Source organism: Luteimonas sp. A482 (assembly GCF_054072655.1).
Window position 1 is genome coordinate 147,460 of sequence record NZ_JBSVRO010000005.1, and the last position, 18,930, is coordinate 166,389.

At 69.7% G+C, this 18,930-nt stretch carries 12 protein-coding genes and 2 tRNA genes; all 14 read right to left on the reverse strand.

All coding sequences use genetic code 11. The features are described from left to right. Positions 1–74: 74 nt before the first annotated feature. The 14 genes from ACW5DW_RS14235 to ACW5DW_RS14300 all read right to left on the reverse strand — a co-directional run bounded on the left by ACW5DW_RS14235 (position 75) and on the right by ACW5DW_RS14300 (position 18,927). A complete protein-coding gene (locus ACW5DW_RS14235) occupies positions 75–5,552 on the reverse strand; it encodes a hybrid non-ribosomal peptide synthetase/type I polyketide synthase (protein WP_457019769.1) in 5,478 nt (1,825 codons plus the stop codon). A 37-nt stretch (positions 5,553–5,589) separates the two neighbouring features. Then, the gene (locus ACW5DW_RS14240; protein WP_457019770.1) at positions 5,590–6,396 is read right to left on the reverse strand and encodes a 4'-phosphopantetheinyl transferase family protein; all 807 of its coding nucleotides are present in this window, start codon (positions 6,394–6,396) and stop codon (positions 5,590–5,592) included. A gap of 51 nt (positions 6,397–6,447) precedes the next feature. Further along, entirely contained in the window at positions 6,448–8,097 is a 1,650-nt protein-coding gene (locus ACW5DW_RS14245) for a NosD domain-containing protein (RefSeq protein ID WP_457019772.1), read from the reverse strand. Positions 8,098–8,525: 428 nt separating this feature from the next. Further along, positions 8,526–8,602: transfer RNA gene (locus ACW5DW_RS14250), tRNA-Arg, on the reverse strand. Between the two features lie 74 nt (positions 8,603–8,676). Continuing rightward, a tRNA-Ser gene (locus tag ACW5DW_RS14255) sits at positions 8,677–8,769 on the reverse strand. 76 nt (positions 8,770–8,845) lie between these two features. Next, complete coding sequence (gene csrA, locus ACW5DW_RS14260) at positions 8,846–9,070, reverse strand: carbon storage regulator CsrA (protein ID WP_457019774.1); 225 nt, start codon at positions 9,068–9,070, stop codon at positions 8,846–8,848. Positions 9,071–9,228: 158 nt separating this feature from the next. Further along, a complete protein-coding gene (gene alaS, locus ACW5DW_RS14265) occupies positions 9,229–11,880 on the reverse strand; it encodes an alanine--tRNA ligase (RefSeq protein WP_457019775.1) in 2,652 nt (883 codons plus the stop codon). Between the two features lie 246 nt (positions 11,881–12,126). Then, positions 12,127–12,615, reverse strand: a complete 489-nt coding sequence (recX, locus tag ACW5DW_RS14270) for a recombination regulator RecX (RefSeq protein WP_457019776.1) — start codon at positions 12,613–12,615, stop codon at positions 12,127–12,129. Between the two features lie 141 nt (positions 12,616–12,756). After that, complete coding sequence (gene recA, locus ACW5DW_RS14275; RefSeq protein ID WP_457019894.1) at positions 12,757–13,791, reverse strand: recombinase RecA; 1,035 nt, start codon at positions 13,789–13,791, stop codon at positions 12,757–12,759. A gap of 160 nt (positions 13,792–13,951) precedes the next feature. Next, the gene (gene lexA / locus ACW5DW_RS14280) at positions 13,952–14,593 is read right to left on the reverse strand and encodes a transcriptional repressor LexA (protein ID WP_457019778.1); all 642 of its coding nucleotides are present in this window, start codon (positions 14,591–14,593) and stop codon (positions 13,952–13,954) included. Positions 14,594–14,731: 138 nt separating this feature from the next. Continuing rightward, positions 14,732–16,408: an ABC1 kinase family protein gene (locus ACW5DW_RS14285; RefSeq protein WP_457019779.1), complete on the reverse strand. Its 1,677-nt coding sequence runs from the start codon at positions 16,406–16,408 to the stop codon at positions 14,732–14,734. A gap of 22 nt (positions 16,409–16,430) precedes the next feature. Beyond that, on the reverse strand, positions 16,431–16,934 hold the full coding sequence (locus tag ACW5DW_RS14290) for a CinA family protein (RefSeq protein ID WP_457019780.1): 504 nt from the start codon (positions 16,932–16,934) through the stop codon (positions 16,431–16,433). 89 nt (positions 16,935–17,023) lie between these two features. Then, positions 17,024–18,244, reverse strand: a complete 1,221-nt coding sequence (locus ACW5DW_RS14295; RefSeq protein ID WP_457019781.1) for an NAD(P)/FAD-dependent oxidoreductase — start codon at positions 18,242–18,244, stop codon at positions 17,024–17,026. A 47-nt stretch (positions 18,245–18,291) separates the two neighbouring features. Further along, complete coding sequence (locus ACW5DW_RS14300; RefSeq protein WP_457019783.1) at positions 18,292–18,927, reverse strand: DUF937 domain-containing protein; 636 nt, start codon at positions 18,925–18,927, stop codon at positions 18,292–18,294. Between the last annotated feature and the right edge of the window lie 3 nt (positions 18,928–18,930).

Consider the following 18,930-nt stretch of genomic DNA (forward strand, 5'->3'; position numbering starts at 1 on the left):
GCGGCGCATTCCGGCCCGTAGCGTCAGCCGCGGTCGCCGCAGAACCAACCCTTCACGCGGCCAGGCAGATCGAGCTACGGTCCGGCGGGCTCGGCCAGTGCCGCGACCGAGAGCTGTTGCGGCATCAGGCGCTGCTTCTGCAGCACCTTGAGCACGGCGTCCTGGTCGTCGCCGGCCGCCGACAGCACGGCCAGCTGCTGCGACATCAGCTGCAACTGGAGGTCGAGGATCGATGCCATGTCGACGGCAGCAGAGGCCGCGCCTGATGGCCCCAACGCGGTGGATTCGGTCGCCGCAGTCGCCACACTGTCCAGGACAACCGCTGCAGTCGTAGCCGGATGCGCGTGCGTTTCCGTCGCGACGACCTGCGGCTGCTCCACAGCGACCTCCACCCAGTAGCGCTTGCGCTCGAACGGATAGGTCGGCAGGCGCAGCCGCGCCTTGCGGTCGCGCCGGTCCAGTGCTTCCGGCCGCAGCGACAGGCCAGCGGCCCAGGCCTGCCCGAAGGCCGTCACCAGCGCGGCATGCTCGCGCTCGGGCGCATCCGCCAGCGAGGCCAGCGCCGCGATGCGCTGCTTCTGCAGCAGCGGCTGCTGGCGCGCAAGCGTGGCCAGCGTGTTGCGCGGCCCGATTTCCAGCAGCACGTGTTCGCGCCGCTCCAGCAGCCGCGAGATCGCGGCGGAGAAGCGCACCGGCTGGCGCAGGTGCTGCGCCCAGTATTCGGCGGAGGTCGCCTGGTCGTCGGACAGCCAGTCGCCGGTCGCCGTCGACACGATCGGGATCGTCGGCGCGCGTCGCACCAGCGCCTCGACTTCGCTGCGGAAGCGCGGCACCACTTCGTCCATCATCGCCGAGTGGAAGGCGTGCGAAGTCTTGAGCAGGCGACAGGCCACGCCTTCGGCTTCAAGCTGCGACTGCAACGCCGCCACTTCCCCGTGCGGGCCGGCGACCACGCAGGTGCCGGGCGCGTTTTCCGCCGCCAGCGACAGCGTGTCCGGCAACTTCGCCGCCAGCGCATCGTGCGGCATCCGCACCGAGAGCATCGCGCCGGACGGCTGCGCCTGCATCAGGCGCCCGCGCCGGGCCACCAGCCGCAGCGCGTCGGGCAGTTCGAACACGCCGGCGAGGGTGGCGGCGACGAACTCGCCCACGCTGTGCCCGGCCATGGCCACCGGCACCACGCCCTGCGCCATCCACCAGCGCGCCAGCGAATACTCGATGCTGAAGATCGCCGGCTGCATGATCGCGGTGGGCAGCAGCGCATCGCCATCGTCGCCAAACACCAGCGCGCGCAGGTCCAGTCCGAGCTCGCCGTCGAGCACGGCGGCGCAAGCGTCGAAGGCCTCGCGGAACGCCGGTTCGCGCGCATGCAATTCGCGACCCATGCCGGCGTACTGGCAGCCCTGTCCGGGGAACAGGAACACCGCCTCGCCCGCCGGCACCGGCCGCGTTTTCGCGGCAGCCGCGCCGAGCTCCGCGCTGCGCAACCGCGCCACCGCGTCGGCGCTGTCCTCCGCTGCGATGGCGACGCGGTGGGCGAATGCCTTGCGCCCCACCGCCAGCGTCCACGCCACGTCGGCCAGGTTGATCCCGGGTTCGCTTTCCAGGTGATCGGCCAGGCGCGCCACCGCTTCGGACAGCGCCACCGGCGTGCGTGCCGACAGCACCAGCAGCTGCGGGCCATCGACGCGCTGCGTTGCCGGCAACAGCGGCGGCTGCTCCATCACCACGTGCGCATTGGTGCCGCCCACGCCGAACGAACTCACGCCCGCACGGCGCGGCACGCCGTCGACCTCCGGCCACGGCAGCAGTTCCCCGCTGGCGTGGAAAGGCGTGCTGTCGAAATCGATGACCGGATTGGCACTGCGGAAATGTGCGGTCGGCGGGATGCAGCCGTGCTGCAGCGCATACGCGGTCTTGATCACACCGGTGGCGCCTGCGGCCATCAGCGTATGGCCGATGTTGCTCTTCACCGAACCGACCACGCAAAAGCCGGTGTCGGTCGTGCCCTGCCGGAACGCGCGGGTCAGCCCCTCGATCTCGATCGGATCGCCCATCGGCGTGGCCGTGCCATGCGTCTCGACGTAGCCGATGCTGCGCGCATCGACGCCGGCGTCGGCGTGCGCCATCGCGATCACCGCCGCCTGGCCTTCGCTGCTGGGCGCGGTGAAGCTGGCCTTGCCGCCGCCGTCGTTGTTGATCGCCGCGCCGCGCACCACCGCGTACACCGGATTGCCGTCGGCGATCGCATCGGACAGGCGCTTGAGCAGCACCACCGCCGCGCCATCGCTGAACACCGTGCCGGTCGCATCGGCGTCAAAGCTGCGCGTGCTGCCGTCGGCCGACAGCATCCCGCCTTCCTGGTACAGGTGGCCGCTGTTGACCGGACAGGTCACCGCGATGCCGCCGGCCAGCGCCATGCCGCAGCGGCCCGCGCGCAGGCTGTCGATCGCCTGCGCGATCGCGACCAGCGAGGTCGAGCAGGCGGTGTGCACGCTGATCGCCGGCCCGGTGAGGTTGAGCTTGTGCGCCACGCGCGTGGCGATGTAGTCCTTCTCGTTGCCCAGCATCACCTGGAAGGCGCCGAGCTTCTCGACCAGGTCAGGGCGCGACAGCACGTGGCGCTGGTAATAGCTGGCGTTGTACATGCCGGCGAACACGCCGACCGGCACCGTGGTGGCATCGGGCACGTGCCCGGCGCGTTCGATGCACTCCCAGCACAGTTCCAGGAACACGCGCTGCTGCGGGTCCATCAGTTCGGCTTCCTTGGGCGAGATGCCGAAGAAGGCTGCGTCGAAGCGGTCGACGTCATCGAACACGCCGCGCGCGGGCACGTAGCCCGGGTTGCTGCGCATCGACTCGGGGATGCCCGGATCGAGCTGCTCGGCGCTGAAGCGCGCCACGCTGTCGCGGCCTGCGCACAGGTTGTCCCACAGCGCCTCGACCGAAGCGGCGCCGGGGAAGCGGCCGGCCATCGCGATGATCGCTATCGGCTCGTCGTCGTTGCCGCGGCGCGTGGACAGGCGCGATGCGTCGAGCGTGGTCGAGGCACCCGCGGCCATCTCCGCCGCCAGCAGCGCCGGCGTGGGCGAGCGGAACAGTGCCATCGGCGGCACGTCGCCGACGCGCTCGCGGCGCGCGGACTCGAGCACGCGGAACGCGAGCAGCGAGGTGCCGCCGAGATCGAAGAAGTTGTCGTCGCGGCCGAGGTCTTCCAGGTCCAGCACGTCGGCGAAGATCCGGCACAGCGCGCTTTCGACCGGCGTGCGCGGCGCGGCGTACTGGCCGGCCCAGTCGGGCCGGCCGCGTCCCGGCGCGGGCAGCTTGCCGCGGTCGAGCTTGCCGTTGGGCGACAGCGGCAGCGCGTCCATCTGCACGTAGGCCACCGGCACCATGTAGTCGGGCAGGTGCGCGATCAGATGCTGGCGCAGCGGCTCCAGATCGACCGGCGCGGCCGCGTCCTGCGGCGCGAGATAGGCCACCAGGCGCTTGAGCCCCGGGACGTCCTCGCGCGCCAGCACGCCGGCCTGGCGCACGCCGGGGAACGCCATCACCTGCGCTTCAATCTCGCCCAGCTCGACCCGGAATCCGCGGATCTTGACCTGGAAATCCTGGCGCCCCAGGTATTCGATGCTGCCGTCGGGCAGGCGCCGGCCCAGGTCGCCGGTGCGGTACATCCGCGCCGCGCGGTCGGCGAACGGATCGGCCAGGAAGCGCTCGTCGCTCAGGTCGGGCCGCTTGAGATAGCCGCGCGCCACCACCGGCCCGGCCAGGTGGATCTCCCCGACCACGCCCGTGGGCAGCGGACGACCGTGGCCATCGAGCACGTACACGCGCGCATTGGCGATCGGCCGGCCGATGCTGGGCAGCCGTGGCCAGGTCGTCGGATCCTCGTCCAGGGTCAGCGCGGTGACGACGTGGGTCTCGGTCGGGCCGTAGTGGTTGTGCAGGCGGACGCCGGGCAGGTGCGAGAAGAAGCGCACGATCTTCGGCTCGATGCGCAGCTGCTCGCCGGCGGTGATCACCTGGCGCAGGTCGCAGCGCACGCGCTCGCCGGGCGCGAGCGCGGCCAGCTGCCCTTCCAGACCCTCGGCCAGCATCTGCAGCGCGAAGTACGGCAGGAACAGGCGCTCGATGCGGCGCTCGACGATGAACTCGAACAGCTTGCCTGCACTGAGCCGCGTGTCCTGGTCGATCAGGTGCAGCTCGCCGCCCGTGGCCAGGGTGGCGAAGGTTTCCTGGAACGCCACGTCGAAGCCGAGCGCGGCGAACTGCAGCGTGCGCAGCGGCGCATCGTTGCCGGGCTCGCGCATCTGCCACTGGATCAGGTTCACCAGCGGGCCGTGGGTCATCGCGACGCCCTTGGGCTTGCCGGTGGAGCCGGAGGTGTAAAGCACGTAGGCCAGGTTGGCTGCGCCCACATCGCCTTCGCCCGATTCCAGTGCGTGCGCGGGCAGCCCCCGCCAGGCCGCGTCGTCGCGCAGGTCGATCACCGCCAGCGATGGCGGCAGTTCGCCCAGCACCTCATGGGCGGGGTTCTCCATCCCCGACATGGTGAGCAGCACGCGCGGCTCGCTGTCGGCGAGCGTGTAGGCCAGCCGGTCGGCCGGGTAGGTCGGGTCCAGCGGCACGTAGGCGCCGCCGGCCTTGAGCACCGCAAGCAGGCCCAGCACCATCTCGACGCCGCGCTCGACGTAGATCGCCACGCGCTCGTCCGGGCCCACCCCGCAGGCACGCAGGTGTCGCGCCAGGCGGTTGGCCTGCGCATCGAGTTCGGCATAGCTCAGGCGCCGTCCGCCCTCCACCAGCGCCAGCGCATCGGGGGTGCGCGCGGCCTGGAGTTCGAACAGGCGATGCACGTTCGCCACCGGCTCGAATGCGACGCCGGTGTCGTTGCCCGCTTCCACCGCCTCGGCCAGCTGCGCCGGGGTCAGCATCGCCAGATCGGCGATGCGTGCCTGCGGCTGGTCCAGCATTGCATCGAGCAGTTGCCGCCAATACCCCAGCCAACGCTCCGCGCCTGGGCTGTCGAGCAGCGCGTTGGCGAAATGCAGTTCGACCAGAATGCCGCCATCGGCTTCGGCAGGCTGCGCGCGCATGGCCAGCAGCAGCCCGTCCGTGGCTGCGATCGGCGCGCCATCGGAAAACAGCACCTGCCAGTCCGGCGCCGGCACGCCCGACTCGCGCCACGCCTGCGCATTCTGCGCGGCTTCGCGCGAGCGCGTGGCCACCGTGCGCAGGCAGGCGGCCACGTCGATGTCGTCGGCCAGTTCGAAGCGCAGCGGCAGCGCCTGTCCGTCGAGGCCGGCGCGCGGCAGCACGATGTCGGCCTGCGACGAAAGCCGATGCAGCAGCAGCAGGAATGCAGCCAGCAGCACGTCGGATCTTTCGACCGATTGCGCCGCGGCAAGCGCGTCGATCCTGCCTGCAAGCACGGGCGACAGCCGGCCGGCGACGCTGCCGAAGCCGCTGCGCGCCCCGTCGGTCGACAATCCGATCGATTCGGGCGCGCCAGCCAACGTCGATTCCCAATACCCGCTCGCGTCGACCATCTGGCCGCCCCCAACAGAACTGCTACTCCGGAATCAGTTAACGCGTTTCATCCCGGTTCGCGGCCAGCGGCGCGTGCGCCAGGCCGCCGCGCGCAGGCGTGGCCAGCATGATCGCTGCGCCCGGCGGCACCGCCACGGCGCAGGCCCAGCCCGGGTCATGCAGGGCGCGCAGCTCCACCGATCGCCCCGGGAAGGTGTCCCCGGGCAGCGCCAGCGCGACGCCCCAGGGCGCGACGAAGCTGTCCATCTCGCGCTCCAGCCCGATGCCGGCCGCCTTGAGCAAGGCCTCCTTGCGCACCCACATGGCCAGCAACGCCTCACCCAGCGCGCCCGGCGCCAGGTACGCCAGTTCGCGCAGCTCCTCCGGGTGGGCGACGCGCTCGGCCAGCTCGGGCATGTCCGGCGCACGACTGGCGGGTTCGACATCGATGCCGATCGGGCCGGCGCCGGCAATCGCGATGGCCACCCGCTGTCCGGCGTGGCTGAGACTGGTGAACAGGCGATCATCACGCAGGCGCGGGCATCCCTTGGCGTCGCGGACCAGCGGAACATCTCCGCTTCCACAGCCGAGCACCTGCGACAGCAGCAGGCGGTGCAGCGCATAGGCCAGCACGAGCACGTCGCGATTGGGCGCCAGGCGCTGGCGCGCGACGCGCGCGGCTTCCTGGGCGTCGATCAGCGCGGCGGCCCGGGAGAGGTAAGGCTGCCAGTCCTCCAGGTCGAACATCGCGACAAGCACGCCGGCCTCGGCCTGCGCCGCCAGCGCGGGACCGTCGTCGCGCAGGCAGCGCAGGAACGCCTGCTCAAGGGCGGGATGTTGTTGCGGGTCCGGGCTGCATCGCATGCCGGGGATCGTCGCAACGACACCCCGGTTGCGCAACCGTGCGCGTGGTCGCTAACGCGTGGCCGTGTCCCGCTGCCGCGCATCGACCCACTGACGCCAGCGCTGCCACAGCACCTGCACCGGCGGCAGGATCCGCACGTGCCGGCCGGATCCCGCGGGCACTACCCCGGACACCTCGTTCGTCGGGGCACGCACATCCGACTCCACACCGTGGTCGATGTCGACCCGGACCCGTCCGCCGGCGCCGGACGCTCCGCGATCCACTGCCGCGGCAGCGGACGCCCCCGGCGGCGCCAGCGGCTGCGCGCCGTTGCGGCGCAGCCGCAGCCCGCCACCTGCACTTTCCAGCGCACCGATGTCGATGCGTGCGCCCGGCACGCGCGCGACCTCGCCGCCGATCGGCAACTTCGCGCGCAGCGGCGGGTCGAACTGCGGCAGCAGCAGCAGCGGCGACGGGAACGGGAATCCCGGGGGCGCCGGCGGCCGAGGATTGCCAGCCGAGACTAGCGGGCTGGTCGTAGCCGGACGCAGCTGCAGCTGGCCGAGGCTGGTGAAGCCGGGGTCGGTCCCGCGCAGCGTGCCGGTCCACTCGCCCGGCACCATCGTCGCTGTGCTCTGCACCCAGTTGCCGGAACCGGCAACCTTGCGCCCACTCGACCAGGGTTCGCGGCTGCTCGGCGCGCAATACGGCGTCTCGACTTCCGAGGCCGCGTGCACGCGCAGGATCGTGGGCGCCGCCCCCGATCCGGTCTGGAAGATGACGTTGTTGTGCATCTCCAGCGACTCCAGGCCCAGTTGCACCAGCACCGCCGTCGCATTGCCGGAACGGTTGAAGACGAGGGTGTTGTTGACCATGCGCAGCCGCCCCTGGCTGCGCCCGTTGAGGTCGCCACCGGCGCGGATAGCGTTGCGCCAGCTAGAGCTGTGGACGATGACGTTGCCCACCACGTCCACGTCCTCGCGCCGCAGGTCGGGCGACCAGCCTGACTGCTGCGTCTCGCAGTCCGGGCCTATCAGTTCGAGTTCCTGATAGGCGGAGTTCTCGAACCAGTTGTAATAGATCAGCGCGCGTTCGTGCCGGTTCTTGAGCAGGTTGCCGCCGTTGCCGCTGTGCACATGGTTGTAGCGCATCAGGAACACCGAGCCCGGGTACGCCACCTCATCGGACTGCATGTAGATCGGATGGCGCTGCGTGCCGGAACCCGAATCGCGGACCTCGCTGTACTCGAGCGTGAAAGACCCCGAGTTGTTGTCCGCGCCGAGGATGCCGTGCGACGGACAGTCGCGCACGATCGTGTCGCGCACGGTCACGTCGTGCGCCTCGCTGAAGATGCACGAGGACGACCCCCCAAGCACGTCGAAGCCCTCGAACACCACGTGGTTGGACTGCTGGAACTTGATCGTGTGCGACCCGCCGCTGAGCACGGGCCGCGTCGCGCCCACCGCGCGGTTCCAGCGCAACGTCACCGAATTGCCCGGCGCCCCGCTGTCGTTGCTGCCGACCACGATATTGCCGCTGTAGGTCGCGCCGCCATCCACCAGCACGACGTCGCCCGGCTCCAGGTTGACGTTGTTCACCAGCGTGGACAGCTGCGTGTACTGGCGACCGGACGGACCGACCGTATAGGTGGCCGCGAACACGAAGGACGGCAGCGCCAGCAGCACGCCGCCGGCAATGGCGGTTCGGCACAGGATGGTCATGGGAGCACTCCGGAGTGAACGATCCCCTGCCCTGCCTTACCGCTCGCGCGGCCCGGCAGCCAGGCCATTAGACGCTTTAGGAGACCACCGGCAGTGAATGCCGCGTGCAACGCCGGATCAACGCGAGCATCCCGGGCTGCCGACACAGTTTCGACGTGAGCCCGGACACAGGGGAGCGCAGGAGCTGCGTGCAGCGCAGCGCGACTGCGACTGCATGTGTCATTTCCACTGCATCTGTCATCTGGATTGCATCTGCCATCCCCACTGCAGATGTCATTTCAGTCGCGGATGTCACCCCGGATGTGATTTGAAGGCAGGGTCCCTGCAACTTGCGAAACGCTGCTTCACGCAAGCGTGAACGCGCTTTGCCCACGCAGCGGCGCGACAATTCCGCGGGCACAAAAAAACCGGCCATTGGCCGGTTGATTTGGTGCGCCCGGAAGGATTCGAACCTCCGACCCCCAAGTTCGTAGCCTGGTGCTCTATCCAGCTGAGCTACGGGCGCATTGCAGAAGCGGAATTGTGCCCAACTCACATGGGCGTCGTCAATACTGTCGACGCAATTGCAGCTGGTGGAACTGGCGGAGACTGAGGGATTCGAACCCTCGATGGAGTTTTTAGCCCCATACTCCCTTAGCAGGGGAGCCCCTTCAGCCGCTCGGGCAAGTCTCCGGAAACATCGCGCAGCGCGAAAGCTGCTACGCACCGAAGCCGCGAAGGATACCGGAGTCCCCGCCGCCGCGGCAAATCAATCGACGCCGGCCTCGGGTTCACGCGCCGCCTCGGGTTCACGAGCCGGCTCGGCTTCGTCGCCGCGACGGATGCGCTGGTAGATCTCTTCGCGGTGGACGGCAACTTCCTTGGGCGCGGTGATGCCGATACGCACCTGGTTGCCCTTTACCCCGAGGACCGTGACGGTGACCGAGTCGCCGATCATCAGGGTCTCGCCGACGCGGCGGGTCAGAATCAACATCTTGGAAATCTCCGTAGGCCGGTGGCCTGTGCCGAAACGCCCCGGCCACGGCGCGCGCGCCTGCTGCCAACACACGTTTCAAACTGAAACAAACGGGAAGAATGTCGGGGACTGGACGTCCGGTCAACCGACAGAGGTCATGGAGCAATTACTCAGGGTCAGCTTGCAGCCAGCTTGCCGGCGACCCAGTCGGCCACCTCGGCCAGCGCCGCGACCAGTTCCGGGCCGTCCGTGCCGCCGCCCTGGGCCATGTCGGGTCGACCACCGCCCTTGCCGCCGGTCCGACCGGCGACAAAGGCCACGAGTTCCCCGGCCTTGACCCTTCCGGCCGCCGCGCCGCCCACGCCGGCCACCAGCGCAGCCTTGCCGTCGCTGGTGCCGGCGAGCACGATCGCGGCGTCGCCGAGCTGTTGTCGCAGGCGGTCCATCGCATCACGCAGCGCCTTGGCGTCCAGGCCTTCCACGCGCGCTGCCAGTACCTTGATCCCGGCCACGTCGACGGCCTGGCCAGCGAGATCGGCGGTCGCGCCACTGGCGGCCTTGGCCTTGTGCGCGTCGATTTCACGCTCCAGCCGCTTCTGCCGGTCGAGCAGGCTGCGAAGCTTGTCGGCAACCTCCGCCGTGGTGCCACCGAGCAGGCCGGCGGCCTCGCGCAGGCGACGTTCCTCGCCCAACAAATAGTCCAGCGCCGCCTGTCCGGTCAGGGCCTCGACCCGGCGCACGCCAGCCGAGACACCGCCTTCGGACACCAGCTTGAACAGGCCGATCTCACCGGTGCGGCCGACATGGGTGCCGCCGCACAGCTCGACCGATTCGCCCATCTTCACCACCCGCACGCGCTCGCCGTACTTCTCGCCGAACAGGGCGATGGCACCGGCATCCATGGCGTCCTGCATGCCCATCTCGTTGATGGCGACGGCGTGGTTGGCGCGGACTTCGACGTTGACGCGGCGCTCGATCTCGGCCAGCTCCTCGCCTACCACCGGCTGGAAATGGGAAAAGTCGAAGCGCAGGCGGTCGGGCGCGACCAGCGACCCCTTCTGCGCCACGTGCGTGCCGAGCAGGCCGCGCAGCGCGCCGTGCAGCAGGTGGGTGGCGCTGTGGTTGAGCACGATGCTGCCGCGCCGATCGGCTTCGACTGCGGCGGACAGGATGTCGCCGCGGCGCAGGATGCCGGCCTGCAGCTTGCCGACGTGGCCGAAGAACTGGCCCGCCAGCTTCTGGGTGTCGTCCACGGCGAAGCGCGTGTCGAGCCCGCCGAGCGAGCCGGTGTCGCCGACCTGGCCGCCGGACTCGCCATAGAACGGCGTGGCATCCAGGATCACGATGGCCTCGTCGCCGGCTTCGACCATTTCAACCGGGCGCCCGCCCTTGAGCAGCGCAAGAACCTTGAGCCCCTCGGCCTGCAGCGCCTCGTTGCCCAGGAACCTGGTCGGCTGCAGCTGCGCGACCAGGTCAGCGGGCAGCTGCACGCCGCCGCCGAATCGCCCGGCGGCGCGCGCGGTCTCGCGCTGCTTTTCCATCGCCGCGTCGAAGCCGGCGGTGTCCACGCCCAGCCCGCGCTCGCGCGCGATGTCCTGGGTGAGGTCGAGTGGGAACCCGTAGGTGTCGTAGAGGCGGAATGCGTCGGCGCCGGGGATGGTGTCGCCCGACTTCGCCGCGACCTCGTCGAAGATCTTCATGCCCGCGTCGAGCGTCTCGGCGAAGCGCTCCTCCTCGGCCAGCAGCGCGCGCTCAACCAGCTCGCGCCTGGCCGGCAGTTCCGGGTAGGCCTCGCCCATCAGATCCACCAGAGTGCCCACCAGGCGATGGAAGAACGGCTCGCGCGTGCCGAGCATCCAGCCGTGGCGCAGCGCGCGGCGGATGATCCGGCGCAGCACGTAGCCGCGGCCTTCGTTGGAGGGCAGCACTCCGTCGACGATCAGGAAACTGCAGGCGCGGATGTGGTCGGCGATCACGCGCAGCGACTTGTTCTCCAGATCGGCCATGCCGGTGAGTCCGGACGCCTTGCGGATCAGCGCCTGGAACAGGTCGATCTCGTAGTTGCTGTGCACGTGCTGGAGCACGGCGGCCAGGCGCTCCAGGCCCATGCCGGTATCCACGCAGGGTGCGGGCAGCGGCAGCAGCGTGCCGTCGGGCTGCTTGTCGAACTGCATGAACACCAGGTTCCAGATCTCGATGTAGCGGTCGCCGTCCTCGTCGGGCGAACCCGGCGGGCCGCCGAAGTGCTCGGAGCCGTGGTCGAAGAAGATCTCGGTACAGGGACCGCAGGGACCGGTGTCGGCCATCTGCCAGAAATTGTCGGACGCAAACGGCGCGCCCTTGTTGTCGCCGATACGGACGATGCGCTCGGCGGGCACGCCGATGACGTCGTGCCACAGGCCGTAGGCCTCGTCATCGGTGTGGTAGACGGTGACCAGCAGGCGCTCGGCGGGCAGCTTCCAGACCTGGGTCAGCAGCTCCCAGGCCCAGGCGATGGCGTCCTTCTTGAAGTAGTCGCCGAACGACCAGTTGCCGAGCATCTCGAAGAAGGTGTGGTGGCGCGCGGTGTAGCCAACCGCATCGAGGTCGTTGTGCTTGCCGCCAGCGCGCAGGCAGCGCTGGACGTCGGCCGCGCGCGGATTGGCGCGCTTCTCCGCACCCAGGAACACGTCCTTGAACTGGACCATGCCCGAGTTGGTGAACAGCAGGGTCGGGTCGTTCGCGGGCACCAGCGGTGCCGAGGGGACGATCTCGTGGTCCTTGCCGCGGAAAAACTCGAGGAAGTCGCTGCGGATGCGCGCGGTCGTGTAGGGGCTGGGCGTGGTCATGGCGGACTTGAATACGGGCGGGCGACCTGATTCCTCCCGCCACACCCCAAGAAGAGGCCCACGGCCAGAGCAGGCAACCCAGCGAAGCCGCCAGATTAGCAAACCGGCCGGTACAAGTCGCCGGCAGGTGCGGTGACCCAGTGATTTCGACCGCAGCGAGCCCTGTCATTTCGACCGCAGGGAGAAATCTTCGCGCCCGGCTCCCTCCCGTCCTCGCGCACGCGACCGTCTCTTCGCGCGCCTGCCCTAGCCTTCCGACTCGTCCGGGTCGAAGCGGGTCGCTGCGCGGATGCGGTCGCCGTCGAAGCCGCGGCGCATCAGCAGTTCGGCGGCCTTGCGCCGCTGGGCGGGATCGCAGGGGCCGGCATCGCCGAATCGGCGACGCACCAGGTCGCGGGCGACCTCGGCCCAGTCGCCCTCGAAACTGGCCATCGCTGCGTCGACGGCCTCCTGATCGAGCCCATGCATGCCCAGTTCCGCGCGGACGTGCAGCGGGCCGTATCCACCGCCAGCGCGGCTGCGCACAAGCGACTGGCCAAAGCGCGCGTCGTCCTGCCAGCCGGCCTCGACCAGTTTGGCCACGGCGGACTGCGCCTCGCCCGCCTCCACGCCGCGCGCGGTCAGCTTGCGGGTGAGTTCCCGCCGCGAATGCTCGCGCCGGGTCAGCAGGCCCAGTGCCCGCTGGGTGGCGGAGAGCTGCGGGCGCTGCCGCCGCGGCCGCGGGCTGTCGCTCACAACGCCCCCGGACCCTGTCCGACCGCCGGACGGGTCGGGGTGCACTGGTCAAAATCCGCGACCAGTGACCCGTCAGCCCCCCCGGTTCCCGGAAAGGGCTGGATGAAAAGGCCGTCCCTGGCCGCGAAGATCATTCCCGACTCAGTCCGCAGCGACCGCGTCGTCATCACGCTTGGCCTCGACCACCGGCTGCAGCTTTTCGCGCAGCTCGGCTTCCAGTTTCAGGGCGACCTGGGGATTCTCCTTGAGGTAGTTGCGTGCGTTCTCCTTGCCCTGGCCGATGCGCTCGCTGCCGTAGCTGTACCAGGCGCCGGCCTTGTCGAGGAGCTTGGCCTCCACGCTCAGCTCGATCAGCTCGCCCTCGCGGCTGATGCCCTCGCCGTACAGGATCTCGGTGATGACCTGCTTGAACGGGGGCGCCATCTTGTTCTTGACCACCTTGATCCTGGTCTGGTTGCCGATGATCTCGTCGCCCTTCTTGATCGCGCCGATGCGGCGGATGTCCAGGCGCACCGAGGCATAGAACTTGAGCGCATTGCCGCCGGTGGTCACTTCCGGGCTCTGGCCCGGCATCATGATGCCGATCTTGTGGCGCAGCTGGTTGATGAAGACCACCATGCAGTTGCTGCGCTTGATGTTGCCCGTCAGCTTGCGCAGTGCCTGGCTCATCAGTCGCGCCTGCAGGCCGGGGAGCTGGTCGCCCATCTCGCCCTCGATCTCGGCGCGGGGGGTGAGCGCCGCCACCGAGTCGATCACCACCATGTCGACCGCGTTGGAGCGCACCAGCATGTCGGCGATCTCCAGCGCCTGCTCGCCGGTATCGGGCTGGCTGACCAGCAGGTCGTCGATGTTGACGCCCAGCTTCTGCGCGTAGCCCGGATCGAGCGCATGTTCGGCATCGATGAACGCGGCGGTTCCGCCAGCCTTCTGGCATTGCGCGATGGTCTGCAGGGTCAGCGTGGTCTTGCCCGAGGACTCGGGACCGTAGACCTCGACCACGCGCCCCTTGGGCAGGCCGCCGATGCCCAGCGCCATGTCCAGCATCAGCGAACCGGTGCCGATCACCTCAGCCGGCTCGACGCTGCCGTCGCCCATGCGCATCACCGAGCCCTTGCCGAACTGCTTCTCGATCTGGCTCAAGGCGGCGGAAAGGGCGCGCTTCTTGTTCTCGTCCATCTTGGTGGTCCTTGTCATGATGTTGTCGGGTTGGGTGCATCCTTGCAGGCACCCATCGCAAAGGCTGCGACGCAGGCGCCAGCGCCAATGCTGGTCATGTGCCCGCGCGCGGACTGCCGGCCAATCGCCCCGGCCGCTGTCGGAAAACCCCGCGCCTGCCTCACCGGTTCGGCCTCACCAGGCCGCAGTAGAGGCCTTCGATGGCGAAGTCCTGGTCGGGCTGCACTTCGATGGGCGCGTAGTCGGGATTGCGCGGCAGCAGGCGGATGCGGTCCTTGCCGATCTTCAGGAGCTTGACGGTGATCGCCTCATCCACGCGCGCGACCACGATCTGGCCGCTGCGCGCATCGCTGGTGCGGTGCACGCCGATCAGGTCGCCTTCGAAGATGCCCTCGTCGATCATCGAATCGCCCTTGACCTTGAGCAGGTAGTCGGGCGCGGGCGAGAACAGCGCGCGGTCCATCAGCACCATCTGCTCACTGCCGATGTCGGCGCCGATCGGCAGGCCGGCCGCCACCTGGCCCAGCACCGGCAGGTGCAGGGCGTTGTCGTTGGACGGGGGCAACTCGAGTCCGGGCTGGACCCGGGCCGGCTGCACCAGCACCCGGATGCCGCGTGCCCGGCCCGGGACGCGGCCGATGGCACCGGCGGCCTCGAGCGCTTCGAGATGATATTGCGCGGCACGCACGCCGCTGAAACCGAAGGCGCGGGCGATCTCGGCCTGCGACGGGGGGACGCCCTCGGCTTCGATGCGTTCGGCGATCAGGCCGAGGATGGCCTGCTGGGTGTCGGTGAGAGTCATGGTTAGTAGTAATACTACTAATCGATGGATGGAGCAACCGGCGTGGGCGCAGTTGTCTGATGGACGAGGCTTGGGGCTCGACGAGGTGAAGCGTCGGGTCGCGGCTGAAGCCGCTTCTACAGGGACATCGGGGTGGGGCTATCGACCGCCGCGCCAGATGGAGAACAGGACCCACATGCCGGCGATGGCGGCGCCGACGAAGCCGACGGTACCGAGGATGCGCAGGCCCGTACTGGCGCCGCTGGCGCTGTTGAGCACGATCGAGGAGCCGACGATCAACGCTGCGGTCACCACGCCCATGGTGAGCCGGCTCACCGCGCGGTCGACCTGGTCGCCGAAGGCCTTGAGCGAATCGACGTCGACGTGCACACGCAGCTTGCCACGACGGGCGGCGCGCAGCAGCCGATGCACGTCCTGCGGCATGTCGCGCGCCAGGTCGAGCAGGCCAGCCAGCGCGCGCCGGCCGCGCCTGGCCAGCACGCCGGGCGCATAGCGCTCGAGCATCGCGCGCTCGAGGAAGGGCCGCGCCGCGCTGGCCATGTCGAAGTCGGGGTCGAGCTGGCGGCCCATGCCCTCCAGGGTGAGGAAGGTCTTGATCATCAGCGCCAGGTCCGGCAGCAGGGTCAGGCCGTGCCCGCGCAGGATCGCGGTCACGTCGGCAAGCATCTGCCCCATCCGCAGGTCCTTCAGCGGCACGCCGCGGTACTGGTCGACGAAGCGGCCCACCGATTCCTGCAGCCGGCTTTCGTCGATGTCGGGGCTGTCGCCGGCCCAGTCCACCAGCACCTCGGACACGGCCTCGGCATCCTGCCCGACCAGGCCGTGCAGCAGGCGCACGATCTGGAAGCGGCGCTGCTCGGAGACGTGCCCGACCATGCCGAAGTCGATCACGCCGATCGCGCCGCCCGGCAGGTAGAAGATGTTGCCGGGGTGCGGATCGGCGTGGAAGAAGCCGTCCTGCAGCACCATCTTCAGCACCAGTCCGGCGCCAGTGCGGGCCAGTGCGCTGCGGTCGAGCCCGGCGGCATCGACCGCGGCCAGGTTGCGACCGGGAATGCCTTCCAGCCGCTCCTGCACGTTGAGCCGCTCACAGGTCCACTGCCAGTAGACCTTCGGCACCACGATGTCGGCGCGGCCCTCGAAGTTGCGCGCGATGCGCTCGGCGCTGCGGCATTCGGCGGCGAAATCAAGCTCGCGCCGCAGTGATGCGGCGAACTGGCGCAGGGTGTCGGCCGGATGGAAGCGGCGCAGTTCCGGCATCTGCTTCTCGACGATCGTGGCCAGGTGCGAGAGCAGGCGCAGGTCGGCCTCGACCACGTCGCGGATGCCCGGGCGGCGGACCTTGAGGATCACCGGCGTGCCATCGGCCAACGTCGCGCGGTGGGCCTGCGCCAGCGAGGCGGCGGCGATCGGCACGTGCTCGAGGTCGGCGAACACGCTGTCGGGGTCGGCGCCGAGATCCTCGGTGAGCTGTGGCCGCACCAGTTCGAAGTCGACCGGCGGCACCGCATTCTGCAGTTCGGACAGTTCCTCGATCCAGCGCGGCGGCAGCATGTCCACGCGGGTGGCCAGGACCTGGCCGAGCTTGACGAAGGTGGGCCCGAGGTCCTGCAGCGCGGCGCGCACGCGCTCGGGCACCTCGAGCTGCAGCAGCCCATCCTCCACCCCCCGCCAGTGCACCAGGCGCCCTGCCCGCTCGAGCGCGCCGGCAAGGCCGACACGGCGGGCGATGTCACCGAATCCGTAGCGGACCAGGACACGGGCGATGTCCTGCAGTCGCCCGAGGTCGCGGACAGTGCCAAGCGTCTCCCACATCACGCCCGTCCCCGCGCCGGCATCACGACAGCGCGCCGTCGATGCCGCGCAACGCGGCGGCAACGGTCTGCCTGCGCACCGACTCGCGGTCGCCGTCGAACTGGAACAGCTCTGCGCGCGCATAGCCGCCGCGTCGCTTCCATGCAATCCACACCGTGCCCACCGGCTTGTCGGCACTGCCGCCACCGGGGCCGGCGATACCGGTGACCGCCACCCCGACCGATGCGCCTGAATGCACCAGCGCGCCGGACACCATTTCGATCGCGGTTTCGCGGCTGACCGCGCCGTGCACTTCCAGCGTCTGCGGCGACACGCCCAGCAGCGCCTGCTTGGCCTCGTAGCTGTAGGCGGCCATGCCGCAGTCGAACCAGTCCGACGATCCGGCGATATCGGTCACCACCTTGGCGATCCAGCCGCCGGTACAGCTTTCCGCGGTCACCAGCATGTGGTGGCCCTCGCGCAGCTGCTCGCCCACGCGGGTTGCGAGTTGGCTCAGAACGTCATCGGAAAACAGCTGGCTGGACATGGACAAGGCAGGCGGACAGGGCATGTCTTTGTACCCGAAACCGACTCGGATCGCAGATCCACGGCACGGCGCGCGCCGTGCCTGCGCGATCAGGCTGCGCTGCCCGCAGCGTGGCCCGAGGCCCATGCCCACTGGAAGTTGTATCCGCCCAGCCAACCGGTCACGTCCACGACCTCACCAATGAAGTACAGCCCCGGCACGCGGCGCGACATCATCGTGGCCGAGGACAGCCCGTCCGTATCCACGCCGCCCAGCGTGACTTCGGCGGTGCGGTAGCCCTCGGTGCCGCTGGCCACCAGCGGCCAGCTGCGCAGCGTGTCGGCCGCCGCGTGCAGCTGCGCCGGCGTGAGCTGCTTCATCGGCCGGTCGGGCAGCCACACCTCGCACAGGCGCTGCGCAAATCGGCGCGGCAGTACTTCGGCCAGCACGCTGCGCAGCGCGGCGTCGGGGCGTTCGCGCTGCTGCTGCGCAAGCCAGGCGGGGGCATCGAGCGCAGGCAGCAGGTCCAGGCGCAGGTCGTCGCCCGGCTGCCAGTACGAGGAGACCTGCAGGATCGCCGGCCCGCTCAGGCCGCGGTGGGTGAGCAGCATCCGGTTGCGGAAGCTGGCGCCATTGCACTGCGCCTCGATGTCGAAGGCCACGCCGGACAGGTCGTGCAGCCGCTCCAGGTGCTTGCCGCTGAGCGTCAGCGGAACCAGGCCGGCGCGCGTGGGGAGGACCTCGTGCCCGAACTGGCGCGCGACTGCGTAGCCAAAGCCGCTCGCGCCCATGCTGGGGATCGACAGCCCACCGCTGGCAATCACCAGGGCGCCGCATTCGATCACACCGAGCGTCGTCCGCAGCCTGAAATGGCGCTCGCCGACCTGCTCGATCGCATCCACGCTGCAGAGTGCGTGCACCTGCGCGCCGACCGCGGCGGCTTCGTCCAGCAGCATGCGCACGATCAGCCTGGAGGACTCGTCGCAGAACAGCTGGCCGAGTTCCTTCTCGTGGTACGCGATGCGATGGCGCTCGACCATTTCGATGAAGTCCGCCGGCGTGTAGCGCGCCAGCGCCGACTTGCAGAAGTGCGGGTTGGCCGACAGGAAGTTCGCGGGCGTGGTGCCGGTGTTGGTGAAGTTGCAGCGGCCGCCACCCGACATGAGGATCTTCTTGCCGACCTTGTTGGCGTGGTCGAGCACCAGTACGCGGCGGCCGCGCGCGGCTGCGGTGATCGCGCACATCAGGCCGGCGGCACCGGCGCCGATGACCACGACGTCGGCTTCGGTGGCGGGACTGCCGGCGTCGGGTTGCGGACGATCCGTGTTCATCGCGCGCGGTCGGGCCGTCCGGTCGCTGCAACGCGGTACCGCATCGCTCAGCGCTTGCCGCCCAGCAGCCCGCCGCCGATCTTGAGCAGGTCGCCAAGCCCGAGCTGGCCGTCGCCGTCCTGGTCGAGCACGGCGCCAAGCAGGCCACCGCCGACGCCGCCCTGCTGGCGCACCTGCTGTTGCTCCTGGCCCAGGATCGAGCCCAGCAACTGTGCGTTCGGATCGCGCTGCGCCAGTTCGCCCTCACCGCGGTTCTGGAACAGCTGCCGCGCCAGGAAGGCGAGCACGATCGGCGCGAGGATCTTCATCAGCTGGCCGGCCTTGTCGTTGCCAAGGCCGGTGGCCTGGCCGAGCCCAGCTTCAGCGCGCGGAAGCTGGCCGCCCAGCACGTGGCCGAGGATGCCGGCACCGTTGGTCTGGCGCGACTGCGCGCCGCCCAGCACCGCACCCAGCAGCCCGCCCAGGTCGCCGGTCCCGGAGAAATCGTTCTGCAGCGCGCTGTACAGCGATTCGGCACCCTGCGGCTGGCTGGCGTTGCGGCCGAGCGCACCGAGCAGCAGCGGCAGCGCCGCGGTGACCGCGCCTGCGGTCTGTGCCTGCCCGGCGCCGAGCTGCTGCGCGATCTGCTGCAGCGGTGCGCCCTGGAGCTGTTCGAACAACTGGTCGGTCAGCGAACTGGACATGGC